We start from the raw sequence: 12,776 nt of genomic DNA on the forward strand, positions 1-12,776 counted from the left end.
CACCACACTCAAAATATTTGTTGTCGGAACTTTGAAAACAACATTTCTTCTTCATTCAACTTTAGTGGTTATTCGTTTTTAATCACTTTAGATATTTAAATTTAATTTCTGCTGATAATGAGTTACAGAGTATAACCATTTTTCTTTGCCAGTTCCAGAACAGACTTTTCAATCGCCTTTCCCAGATCATCCGCTTCAGAATTTCCGCGTTTTTTCATTTCAGCATCAATGAACGCCTGTCTTTTTCCTGATAATTCTTCGATTTCTCTCTGAATTTTCTGTCTCTCGGCTGATTTTTCGGCAACCGCTTTTTTAATTTCCTCTTTGCTTTTGCCTTTCAATTCGGCAGGAAGTTCTTCAGCTTTTACGTCCGACATGAAGTTTACATCCTTTTCAGCGCGGTCTACCAAATCCCAATGATCATTTTTGTAGGCATTTTTCTTGGATTTTGCAACCGTTCTTTCCACGGCGTTGGAAACCGACTGTACTTCGACATTTTTGTCCTGAAGCATCTGTTTGTTTTTAAATTCCGAACCGTGACTTCCGTAATAAATGTAGGTGTCATTCAGTTTGGTGTTGCATTCTGAAATTCTGACATCGTAAGGTGTTTCTATATAAATCACTTTCTGGTCGCTGTCGATATTGAAATACTTTCCTTCGCCCAGAGAAGCTCCGTTTTGCCAGAAAGTCCGGATTCCTTCATCACGGCTTCCGCAGAAAATTGTGTTGGTGTAAATATTCTTTCTCTTCGCTGTCGGAATGACTTCTTTATAACTGATTCTTCCCTGATCGAAAGGCTCGTTGCCCGCAATATAGATCAGCTTCATACTTTGGTTATTGTCATCCCATTTCAGATTCATTGAGGCATCACGGATCACGGCTCCGCAATATTCGCTTCCGCCGTTGGTTCTCAAAGCAAACAGTTTTTCGGAAACCAGATCCAGATCCTGCGTTAAAGGAGTTACCTGCCGGATGTAATTTTCATCTCGTAAACCGTCATTTCCGTATTCATACAAAGCAATTTCCACTTGTGGCGCTTTGCCGTTGTATTTTAAGGTCGTTAAAGTATTCACGATATTCCAGAGTCGGGATTTTGCCTGATCGATCAGTCCGTCCATGCTGTTGGAAGTATCTAAAAGCAATGCCACCTGAATTTTATTTTCTTTAATCTTTATTTCTGAAGGTTTATCGACATTCTGAACCACTGTTCTCTGAACCGCCGGTTCTTTATATTCAAATTTTGAGTTTTGTACCCCGAATAAAGCGGCGGTTCCGGCTGCTAATGTTAAAATTTTAAAAGCTGTCATGATTTTGTGTTTTAAAGGATTTCGTATTTTGTTTTAATGCTGTATTTCAGCTTGATGTTATCGATATTTTCAAAAGAATAATCTACATTAGAATCTGCTGCTTCAAGCTGGATATTGGATACTTTTGCTCTGAAGTTCATCGGCATGATCATATCACTCGTATAATCCTCAATTTCTACAATCTCAAGCGGAGTTCCGGTTCTTTTACCCATACTTTCCAGAAGATAGTCTGCCTTATCTTTTGCTGCTTTCAAAGCATTAATTTTTACGGTTTTTCTGAAATCTGTGATTTTCGTGTTTTTAATTTCCGCAATGTTGATGTTGTTAACCCACTTCTGGTTAAGGCTTTCAAAAAGATTTCCCATATCGGTTTTCTTCGTTACTTTAAACTGAAGATTCTTAGTGAAAATTTTCGTTTTGGAATAAATATTCTGGTACATCGATTTGAATTTGATGTCTTCGTTTTTTACTCCGTTGTTTTTAAGGATTTCAAAAAGCTGCTTTTCGTTCTCGGCAAGCTGATTTTTGTTGTCTCCTTTAATTCCTACATTGAAAATAATTTCATCCGGTTCTACTTCCATTTCTGCAATTCCGGTTACTTCAATGAAATTTTTCTTTGTTTCCTGTGCGTTGATCATACCTCCTATCAGAAATAATCCGATCAGTAAAAAATGTCTCAGTTTCATAATTTTCTTTTTTTAATTTTAAACTTCTAGAGTAAAATTACGCCGATTTCAGAGTGAAAATCGGGAGACTTGGTGAAATGAAGGTTTGGCTTGGTGAAATCAAAAAAATTAGAAATAATGATCATTTTAACGCAATGTTTGCAAAGATTTTTATTGAAATTACTGTGAATATTCTTCGTTCGCAACGGCACTGCGTTCAGCAAATGATAGCTGAAACTATTGTTTTGTGATGAATATAAAAAAACAGTCCTGAAAAGAACTGTTTATCTGTTGGTAAGAATAATTGATTTTCCGCTTGGCGTGACGAGTTTTTTCACCTCAGAAAAAAGTTTGGTTCGGATGATAAGCTCATCATCATTTTCTGAAATGGTGTAGGTTTCGGAAGTTGCAAACGCATCGTCGATATCGTGCTCAAAAAGTTTGGTAGAACCGGACTGATCTACCGAGTAAAAATCTACTTTGTAATCATTAAGTCCGGTCTGATAAAATTTGTAAACAATTTTTTCATTGAGATCGCTGGAAATAATCTTGGTTTCAATGAAATTGTTCTGTTCAAGAAACGAACAACTCTGCAAGAACAATACAGGTAAAAGAAAAAAGTAAAACTGTTTTTTCATAGTCATGTTTGGTTTTAGCAAAGGTATATATTGCTAAATGGTTGATTGTTAACAGAATTTCAATTTTCATATTACAATTTTTTCATATAAGAGCTGATAAAGAATTGAGATTGCCCAAAAGATCTAATAATAGGATCTTGTATTATATCCGGATGAATATTTTAAGGCGATATTATAAATTCTCTTCAGATCTTCGTCGTTTTTATCGCAGAAAGACTGATAATAACTGATGATGTTTTGCATGGATTTTTTGCTATTTCCCATATTGGTTTGTGAAAAATCTTTTGCTGCTTTTTTGAGTGCTGTCGTCATTTTAGCAATCTGAAAATTTTTCTTTAATTCTTGTTGAGTTGTTTCCGTCATTTCATCATATCCTTTTTTTGACGAAATATTTTTCACTTCATCATTCTTTTCATAAACCAAAGAAGCAGTGATTGAAAAATTTTCTAATTCATTTTTCTCAACTTCCATCAGGAAAATCTGGGTTTGTCCGCAATCTAAATTTTCAAGTTCTACTTCAATTTGATGATCAGAAATATATTTTGGCTGATAACCGTAAGATGTTTTAATGTTCATTCCTTCAGGAAGATTGATCGTTAGTTTCGGCTTTTTTCCGATATTGTATAAAAGGCTTTCCAATTCATCTTTAAATGTCTTTTGAATATCTTCTTCAGCATCTCCGATGAAATAATTGGAGCCTCTTCCGTAAGTGGCGATTCTACGTAACAGATCAAAATCCAGTTGTTGCCCGACTCCGATGGTACTGATGTCTATTCCTTTATCGTTAAATTCTTTCGACTGTTTCAAAATTGTTTCAGGATCTGTAATTCCGGAATTTGTCATTCCGTCGGTAAGAAGGATTACTTTGCTGTTGTAGTCTTTGGTATTGTGTTTTTGCGCTTCAGAATAGCCCATCATCATCCCTGAATGAATATTGGTGGAACCTGCAGGATAAATACTTTCAATAATGGCATCTAAATTTCCGGCAACTTCTTTTATTTTTGATGATTTTAAAACAAGATTGGCGGTATCATCAAATTTTACAATAGAAATGATATCTTCGGGTTTCAATCCTTTTACAAAAACTTTGAGTGCCGTTTTTACTTTTTCAAGTTTTCCGCCACCCATAGATCCGCTGTTATCAATGACCAGAGAAACATTTACTTTGTTTGAGTTTTCTCTAGCCGATACATTTTGCGTTGCGAGCCCGATTTGCAGTAAAAAATTGTCGTCCGAATTCAGAATTGTATTGTCATAATCAATGCTTAAAGCCACTTCATTTTTCTTCGGAATTTTAATCTGATGTTTGTGGTAATTCATAAAATCTTCTACAATAATCGTGTTTTCATTAAGAAATCCACTTTCATTTGCGCTGGAAAGACCGTTGCTCACCGTATGGGAAACAGAGCCTGAAGAAACTCCTAACTGCGCTTTTGAGATATTGAAAAGAAATGTTGAAGAGAAAAGGTAAACTAATGTACTTCTGTTTAGAAAAGATAAATTTTTCATGATGATTAAATTTGAATTATGCCACAAACTTAGCCTCATAAATCCCGCAGAAAATACGAAACTTGGTGAATGAAGAATTTCACTTGGTGAATAATTTTTTGCACATTATATATATGTATATCTTTGTTTTATGAAAATGTGTCATCTTTTCGCCATCTTTTGTTTACTCATCTTTGGGAATATTTTTTATGCTCAAAGCAACAAAACTGTGGAAGATATTCAGTTTCAGACGAAGAAACTGAAGAAAGCGGTCGATACAAAAGACGAATCTTCACAGGCAGATTCTTACTACAACATCGGAGAGTCGTTTTTCAACAACGGGAACTTTCAGAAAAGTGAAGAATATTACACCAAAGCAAAAAATATCTACGAAAAATTAAACGACAAACCGAATATTGAAAAGGCAAGCCGAAAACTGGCACAGTCTCAGGAAAAGCAGAATAAAATTTCTCCCGCCATTAGCAATTACAACAGAGCGGCAGAAGTAAGTTATTCTAAAAGCCGTGCCTTGAATTCCAATGACGTGACGAGACTTTCCGTAAATTCTGCGGAAGCTAAAGAGGAAGCCATTCAGAACAATATTCAGCTTAACGAGAAGGAAAAAGACAAAGGAGGCGAACTGGCTGCGAATTACACGCAGATGGCGGATATTAATATTCAGCAGAATGACATTCCAAAAGCGGAGGTAAATCTTACGAATGCCTATAAAATTTCTAAAAAAGAAGCACCGCAACAGGCATTGGAAATCAACCAGAAATTAACAGATTTTTACGTTGAAAATAAAAATTTCGACAAAGCGATTGAAGCAAAAAAGACCGTTTTAAAAGAAGATTTCGTTAAAAAAAATTCAAAAAAGCAGGTGGAACAGATTCAGGAGCTTGCCGATATTTACATCAAAAAAAATGATCCGAAAGAAGCCATCGATCTTTTAAAAAAATCATACGGAATCGCGCTTGAAAAAGGTCATACACTGGAAGCGCAGAAAAGTGTAAAAAAACTCGACAGTCTTTACAACGTTTCTGAAAATACGGATGCTTCAGTAAAATTATACCGTGATTTTCTCGGAAAACTGCCGGATCTGGTTTCAAAAGACAAAAGTCTGGTTGATGAAAAAATCCTTGAAGATACCGAACAGCGAATTGCCCAACTGGAAAAGGAAAAACAACTGAAAGATGAACTCATCCGAAAGAAAAATGTCTTTAATTACAGTTTGATTTTTGCATTGATTGTTTTAATCGGGTTGATTATTTTCATTTTCAGAACCCTTAAAAAAGTTCAGATCAAGAATAAAAAAATAGCTTTGCAGTCGCTGCGCCGCGAAATGAATCCGCATTTCATTTTTAACAGCTTAAATTCTGTGAATCATTTTATAGCGACCAATAACGAACTGGAAGCCAACCAATATTTAACCAAATTTTCTAAATTAATGCGCGGCGTAATGGAAAATTCCACTGAAGATTTCATTCCTTTTCAGCAGGAGCTGGATCTTTTGCAGAATTATCTGGCTTTGGAAAAAACACGTTTTGCCGATAAATTTGATTATGAAATTCATGTAGATGAAAGTTTAAACACACAAAGTCTCAAAGTTCCGGGAATGCTGGTTCAGCCATTTTTAGAAAACGCAATATGGCATGGTTTACGTTACAGAACAACCATAGGATTTTTAAATTTAAGTTTTGAAAAAGAAAATGAACAGCTCAAAATAACCGTTGAAGACAACGGAATCGGGATTGAGGAAAGCAAAAAACAGAAAACAGAACATCAGAAAACAAGAAAAGGACGCGGAATGAAAAATACCCTCGAAAGAATCGATCTGCTGAATGATCTGTATAAAAAAGAGATTTTGTGCACGGTGAAAGATAAAGAAAATAATTCCGGTGTTTTGGTCATTTTAAAATTAAATGTATTGTAATAAGCCAATGAAGCGAAAAACTTTAGCCTTTGTATTTTTAATTTTATCTTTCATGATGTTCGGACAGGAAATCAATTCTTCCCGTTTTGAAACTATTGTTAAAGCACTGAAAATAAACAGATCACAGATCAGAACAGAATTTTACGCAGAAAAGAAAATGCCGAATGAGAAAGATTCTTACATCGTTGTATTGCCTATTTTAGATGGACAGGAGGACGAAGGAATGTACACTGTAAGAAATTATATCCTGATTACTGACGAAAAAGGCAATATTAAAAATAAGTATTACGATCCCGAAGAAATTACATCCGATGCAGTCGGATTAAGCGGAATAACAATTGATACAGGTTTATATACAGTAAGTAAAGACATCCGTGCTTTCGGAATCAGAGTCAGCTTTCGGGGACAAAGCCAGCCGAATCCTTATTCAACAGAAGAGCTTTCTCTTTTTTACAGAGAAAACGGAAGCCTGAAAAAAATTCTGAACAGATTCGAAGTGTATTCTTACGGCGGAGAATGGGACACAAGATGTAATGGAGCGTTTCATGAGATCACTTCCACAATAGATCTCGACAAAAAAACAACCGCTAATTTTACAGATCTTATCATCAAGACACAAAATATAAACAGGAAAACAAAACTGATAAAGGGAGATTGCAAAGACTTTGAAACCTCAAAAACAACCTACAAAACTTTAAAATTCTCTAACGGAAAATATCAATAATCTTTCCCGGAACCTAAAATCTGCCACCTAAAACCTAAAAGTATGAAAATAAAAGCTGTAATTGTAGACGATGAATTGATTGCAAGAGATGTTCTGAGGAATTATCTCACCAAATACTGTCCTCAGGTTGAAATTTTGGGTGAAGCCGAAAATATCAAAGAAGCCGTTCCGCTGATTGCCGAAAAACAGCCTCAACTGGTTTTTCTGGACGTTGAAATGCCTTTCGGAAATGCTTTTGATGTTTTGGAAGCAACCAAAGAATTTTCCTACGAAACGATTTTTATCACGGCATTTTCACAATATTCTTTACAGGCTCTTAATAAATCGGCAAGTTATTATATTTTAAAACCAATTGACATTCAGGAGCTTATTTTAGCGGTTAATAAAGTGGCAGAAAGTCTGGAAAGCAAAGAGGAACTTAACCGTAACAAAATCCTTCTCGAAAATTTAAAATTAAAACCCGAAAAACAACAATTAATTCTCCCGACTTTGCAGGGTTTCGATGTGGTGAAAACAGAAGACATTGTAAGACTTCAGGCAGATGGAAATTTCACGCAGGTGTATCTTACCGATGGTTCTAAAAAAATGGTCTGCCGCTTTTTAAAGCATTTCGATGACCTGCTGGAAAATCCTTTTGTAAGAGTTCACCGTTCACACATCATCAACACAGGCTTTGTAAAATCTTACCACAAAAGCGGAACTGTAACCCTTTCCGACCATACCGAAATTGAAGTTTCCGGAAGTTTCAAAGACAATTTTCTGAAAGTTTTTTCCTGATTTTTTGGGCAGCTTAAAACTTCGTTTGTAAACTTCGATAAAAGCCTTCACTTTTCTCTCATTTATGTCTTCCGCTCCCGCTTTTTTGTTTCACAAAAAGAGCTCCGTTCAAGTCGGGCTGCAAAGATTCAACATTAAAACAAAAGTATTTAGATAAAATTGAAGATCTCATTTTTTGTGATATTAATTTAAGTGAAATCGAAGATTTGCGTTTAAAAAATTAAAGTCATCCATTAAACTTTCAGGCATCATTTTTGAAGAATCCATTCTACTTAAAAAATATCTTATAATGAAAACTTTTCAGAAAATAGCCATCCCTGTTTCTTTGGGTATTTTAGGATTATTTATTCTTAATTCATGTTCCGTAGGAATTCCTAAAGGAGCAACGGCTGTGCAGAATTTTAATGCAGATAAATATTTGGGAACATGGTATGAAATAGCCCGTTTCGATTACAAATTCGAGAAAAACATGGATAATGTAACGGCAACCTACTCTAAAAACCCAAACGGAACGATAAAAGTAGACAACAAAGGGTACAACTACGTTAAAAAAGAATGGAAAGAGTCCGTTGGTGAAGCAAGATTCGTTGGAAAAGAAGATGAGGCACGCCTTAAAGTTTCTTTTTTTAAGCCGATCTGGGCAGGATATAATGTGGTAGATATCGACGATAATTATCAGTACGCTTTGGTCATGGGAAACAATCTTGAATATCTGTGGATTCTGTCCCGAACAAAAGAAATCCCTGAAAGCATCCGCCAGAGATTTTTAGAAAAAGCAAAAAATGTAGGTTATAATACAGATAAATTAATCTGGGTTAAACATAATTAATCTGAATTAAAATTTCAGACAAAACCAAATAAAAAATCGCTCCAAAAACGGAGCGATTTTTATTTTAATGAATATGTTTTTCTGCGTGATAAGAACTTCTTACCAAAGGTGAACTTTCAACATGCCTGAAACCTAAACTTCTTGCAAAATCCCCGAATTCACCGAATTCTTCAGGAGTAATGAATTTCTTTACAGGAAGATGTTTTTTTGTCGGCTGCAAATACTGTCCTAAAGTAATTACATCTACATTTGCATTTCTGATGTCTTCAATCGTCTGGAAAACCTCATCTTTAGTTTCTCCCAAACCAAGCATTACACCTGTTTTTGTTCTTCTCTGTCCTGCTTCTTTTAAATATCTTAAAACCTCAAGGCTTCTTTCATATTTTGCCTGAATTCTCACTTCTCTTGTCAGACGTTTTACCGTTTCCATGTTGTGAGAAATTACTTCCGGAGCTACATCTACTAATCGGTCGATGTGTTTTGTGATCCCTTGAAAATCCGGAATCAAAGTTTCCATTGTGGTTCCCGGAGAAATTCTTCTTACAGCATTTACGGTTTCCGCCCAAAGAATAGATCCCATATCTTTCAGATCATCGCGGTCTACAGATGTTAAAACAGCGTGTTTGATCTTCATTAATTTGATGGAACGTGCCACTTTTTCAGGTTCGTCCCAGTTTACATCCATCGGTTTTCCGGTTTTTACCCCGCAAAATCCGCAGCTTCGGGTACAGATATTTCCTAAAATCATGAAAGTAGCTGTTCCTTCTCCCCAACATTCGCCCATATTCGGACAGCTTCCGCTCTGGCAAATGGTATTTAATTTATATTTATCAACCAAAGTTCTCAGTTCTCGGTAGTTTTTTCCGGTAGGAAGTTTTACACGAATCCATTTTGGTTTCTGAACGGTAGTATCCTGAACTAAATTCTCCATTTATTTCTCAAATTGAGGTTCAAAGTTAGTGATTTTTTTATCGAAACAATCAAAGACAGGCATTGATGAAACATATAATTCAGTAATTTTAAACTATAAAATATCTTATGAAAAACACATTCTGCATTCTAGCCCTTATTTTCAGCACATTCTGTTTTGCGCAGAAAGAATTTCAGCCGAAAAATTCAAAGATCAATGAAACTGTTGAGGGTGATCTTGACGGAGATAAAATCCCTGAAAAAGTATTAGTTTATGATATTCCGACCAACAGCGATTCCGGAGATCTTCGCGAAATTCAGATTCTGAAGAAGGTAAATAATAAATGGACTGTTTTGGAAAAATCCCGAAAAGCAATTCTTGGAAGTAACGACGGGGGAATGATGGGCGATCCGTATCAGGGAACCGAAATAAAAAACGGAATTCTGGAAATTAGCCATTACGGCGGAAGCAGCTGGAAATGGGGCGGTACAGACAAGTACAGATTTCAGAACGGTCATTTTGAACTGATAGGCTTTTTCTCTGAAAGTGGAAAACCAGAAGAATATTGGACAACAGTAGACTTTAATCTTTCTACAGGAAAAATCATTTATGAAAAGGAAGTTGTTAACAAAAAAGAATACGGAAATTCGAAGAAAGAAGTTTTCATTAAAAAAGGAATGAAAATCAATCTGCAAAACAGAAATCAGGAAAAAAGAAGAGAAATTCTGATTCCCAAAACAAAGGAAAAGATTTATATCTGATGATATTAAAGTAAAAAAGCACCTCTTTGCAGAAGTGCTTTTTTAATAAACTTGTTTAAACTTTTTTACCACAAAAGAAGCAAAAGATTTAAACACTTTAGTTTCTTAAGTTTAATCATTCAATGAAAAAAAGAGCACATAAAAGATTTTTCTCTTTGCGGACTTTTGAATATTTTACATAAATCCAATAAAGTCTTTTGTCTCTTTTGCGGTTAAATTTAAAGGTTATTTAAAATCTTCAATGGATTTGTTGATCGCATCGATTTGCTTATTGATGCTTGCTGCATTTTGAGGATTCTGTTTCAGAAGTTCCATTTTTTTGGCAAGACCGTCTTTCAGCATTTGGGAGATCATCATTTTAGCCTGAGGATTGTTCCCGATCTGTCCTTTTGCCTGATTCAGCATTTTGGTGATGCTTTCTGTCGCTTTAAGATTATCAGAACTCATAATCCAGTTGTAGCCTTCTTCCGCACTTTTGCCTAGTTCAGGATTCTGGAATTTAATGAAAGGATAAAATGCGGCTACCTGCGCAATATTCGACATTTGAGAAGTAACCTTATTTTTAACGATCACCGGTAAAAGTTTAGATAATAAATTTTCAGGAGCGCCTTCCAGATCAATCTTATCGGCTAAAGTACTTGCTTTTGCGGGATCTATTTCAACAATAGCGCTCACCGAACTTCCTTTCACTGCGTTTGAAACGGCATTTACTCCTTTTTCGAAAACCGGAAGGTATTTTTTATCCTTCGTTTTTGCCAGAGCCGAAATCGCTGCAGCCTGTACTAAAGTTTTAGGATCATTGGAAGCTAATTTTTCTACTTCTGCTCCCATCGCTTTAAATTGCTCAGGATTTGATAAATCCATTAACTGCAACGCTTTTATTCTCGTTCTGAAGAACGGATCTTTAAGAGCGGCTGCCAGTAATTTTGTAGCTGCCGGATTTTTTCCCACCTGATCTTTGATTCCGCTTACTGCAAGATATCTGCTTTTAAATTCTTTTGATCCCGCATACTGCATTGCATATTGCTCCGGTGTTTTGGTATCGGTAATGTCTGCCACCAAAATTCCGTCGGCATTAATATTTACCAGATCTGCATTTTTAGAAACATCAAAATTAAAGGTATTTTTGGCTTCTGCATTTACCCAAACATTGTATCTTTTCGGCTTTCCGTTATCATACACATCGATTGCCAGAGGAAACTGGAACGGCTGATCCTGCGTCTGCTCTATGGTTACGGCAATTTGTTTTTTAACCGGCTCGAACGTGTAAGAATATTTAATTTTAGGATTTCCGTGCCCGAAATACCACTGATTGAAGAACCAATTTAAATCTTTTCCTGAAACTTTTTCAAAAGATAATCTCAACTGATGCGCTTCTGCGTTCTGATATTCATACGTTTTAAGATAGTCATTCATTCCTGCGAAGAAAGCATCATCTCCCAGATAATTTCTCAGCATATGAAGAATTCCGCCTCCTTTCTGGTACGTTACCAAATCAAAAACATCTTCACGGGAATCATAATTGAAGCGGACAAGATCTTTATCAAAATTTCCCGGCGTTGTAAGGTACATATTGACATCTTTCATCTGATGATAATCTGCCTGATCTTTTCCGTATTTGTATTCGTTCCAAAGGTATTCGGAATAATTGGCGAAAGATTCGTTTACCGTAAGATTGCTCCAGCTTTCTGCCGTTACAAGATCCCCGAACCATTGGTGAAACAATTCGTGGGCAATGGTATCTTCCCATGTATTTTCGTCGATGAGCTGTCCCGGTTTCTGTAAAATATCGCTTCCGTGTAACGTTGCCGTTGTATTTTCCATTGCTCCGCTTACGTAATCTCTTCCGGAAATCTGGGCGTATTTCGACCATGGGAAATCGTAGCCTAATTTTTTAGAGAAAAACTCGATCATTTCCGGTGTATTTCCGTAGATCTGTTTTGCATACGGTTCGTATTCTTTCTCAATATAATAATCTACTGCAATATTTCTCCATTTATCCTTCACAATAGCGTACTCTCCCACTCCCATGAAGAAAAGATAGGTGGAATGTCTTTTATCCATCACCCAATGATCGGTTCTTAAACCGTTTGCTTCTTTTTGAGAATCTTTCAGCAATCCGTTGGAAAGGGTTACATATTTATCAGGAACCGTCATGTAAATTTCCTGCGTTGTTTTCTGGTTGGATTTATCGATGGTCGGGAACCAGGCTGAAGAAGATTCCGTTTCACCCTGCGTCCAGATTTGCGTTGGTTTATCCGGATCTGTTCCCTGTGCATTAATGAAATACAGACCTTTTGCATCACTGATGGCTGCACTTCCCTCCTGTTTTACTTCATTCGGACGTGCTGTATATTTGATGTAAACTGTGTAATCCTGACTTTTCTGATAGGTTTTGTCTAAAGTAATTTTTAAAACATCATCTTTATAATCATATTTTAAAGGAGATTTTTTCCCATTGATATCCAACGCTACTTCATGGATCAGCATTCCTTTTGCATCAAGCGTCAGTTCGTTGGTCGGATAGAAAAAAGGTGCGGCTGTAAGCCATTCTTCCCCGTTCATCTGTTCTTTCTGATAATCGAAATTTACTTTTAGCTTCGTGTGTTTCAGCTCCGTTACTTTGGTATGAGTGGCTCTATATACTTTTTCTCTTCCCGAAGTTTCGGTTTGTGCGGCTGCATTTGCGGAAAATAAAATTCCGCCCAGTAAAGCAATCGATAAAATGGCTTTTTTCATTATTT

11 protein-coding genes are annotated in these 12,776 nt (G+C 36.0%); 5 read left to right on the plus strand and 6 right to left on the minus strand.

Features of this window, described 5'->3' with window-relative positions; genetic code table 11:
• Window positions 1-122: 122 nt before the first annotated feature.
• From QWT87_RS18520 to QWT87_RS18535, 4 genes are all read right to left on the minus strand, one after another.
• Window positions 123-1,307 (minus strand): VWA domain-containing protein, encoded by a 1,185-nt coding sequence (locus QWT87_RS18520; protein ID WP_302717945.1) that lies wholly within the window; start codon window positions 1,305-1,307, stop codon window positions 123-125.
• Between the two features lie 11 nt (window positions 1,308-1,318).
• Window positions 1,319-1,993, minus strand: coding sequence for an SIMPL domain-containing protein (locus QWT87_RS18525; protein ID WP_302717947.1), 675 nt, complete (start codon window positions 1,991-1,993; stop codon window positions 1,319-1,321).
• A gap of 263 nt (window positions 1,994-2,256) precedes the next feature.
• Entirely contained in the window at window positions 2,257-2,610 is a 354-nt protein-coding gene (locus QWT87_RS18530) for a hypothetical protein (protein ID WP_087709056.1), read from the minus strand.
• A gap of 123 nt (window positions 2,611-2,733) precedes the next feature.
• Window positions 2,734-4,119 (minus strand): vWA domain-containing protein, encoded by a 1,386-nt coding sequence (locus tag QWT87_RS18535; protein ID WP_302717949.1) that lies wholly within the window; start codon window positions 4,117-4,119, stop codon window positions 2,734-2,736.
• Between the two features lie 208 nt (window positions 4,120-4,327).
• On the opposite strand from QWT87_RS18535, the gene QWT87_RS18540 reads away from it, so the two are divergent.
• The 4 genes from QWT87_RS18540 (at window position 4,328) to QWT87_RS18555 (ending at window position 8,361) form a co-directional block, all read left to right on the plus strand.
• Window positions 4,328-6,031, plus strand: coding sequence for a tetratricopeptide repeat-containing sensor histidine kinase (locus QWT87_RS18540; RefSeq protein WP_302717950.1), 1,704 nt, complete (start codon window positions 4,328-4,330; stop codon window positions 6,029-6,031).
• Entirely contained in the window at window positions 6,021-6,755 is a 735-nt protein-coding gene (locus QWT87_RS18545) for a PA3715 family protein (protein ID WP_302717952.1), read from the plus strand. Before QWT87_RS18540 ends, QWT87_RS18545 begins: the two co-directional genes overlap by 11 nt.
• Window positions 6,756-6,797: 42 nt before the next feature.
• Window positions 6,798-7,532: a LytR/AlgR family response regulator transcription factor gene (locus QWT87_RS18550; protein WP_116096214.1), complete on the plus strand. Its 735-nt coding sequence runs from the start codon at window positions 6,798-6,800 to the stop codon at window positions 7,530-7,532.
• Between the two features lie 289 nt (window positions 7,533-7,821).
• Window positions 7,822-8,361: a lipocalin family protein gene (locus QWT87_RS18555; protein ID WP_116096212.1), complete on the plus strand. Its 540-nt coding sequence runs from the start codon at window positions 7,822-7,824 to the stop codon at window positions 8,359-8,361.
• A 64-nt stretch (window positions 8,362-8,425) separates the two neighbouring features.
• Here the strand turns inward: QWT87_RS18555 and lipA are convergent, their stop codons facing one another.
• On the minus strand, window positions 8,426-9,292 hold the full coding sequence (lipA, locus tag QWT87_RS18560; protein ID WP_302717955.1) for a lipoyl synthase: 867 nt from the start codon (window positions 9,290-9,292) through the stop codon (window positions 8,426-8,428).
• Window positions 9,293-9,399: 107 nt separating this feature from the next.
• Here lipA and QWT87_RS18565 point away from each other — a divergent pair, with 107 nt between their 5' ends.
• A complete protein-coding gene (locus QWT87_RS18565; protein WP_302717957.1) occupies window positions 9,400-10,032 on the plus strand; it encodes a hypothetical protein in 633 nt (210 codons plus the stop codon).
• A 225-nt stretch (window positions 10,033-10,257) separates the two neighbouring features.
• Here the strand turns inward: QWT87_RS18565 and QWT87_RS18570 are convergent, their stop codons facing one another.
• Window positions 10,258-12,771, minus strand: coding sequence for a M1 family metallopeptidase (locus QWT87_RS18570; RefSeq protein ID WP_302717959.1), 2,514 nt, complete (start codon window positions 12,769-12,771; stop codon window positions 10,258-10,260).
• Window positions 12,772-12,776 lie beyond the last annotated feature (5 nt).

Source organism: Chryseobacterium urinae (genome assembly GCF_030518295.1).
Classification (GTDB): Bacteria; Bacteroidota; Bacteroidia; order Flavobacteriales; family Weeksellaceae; genus Chryseobacterium; species Chryseobacterium mucoviscidosis.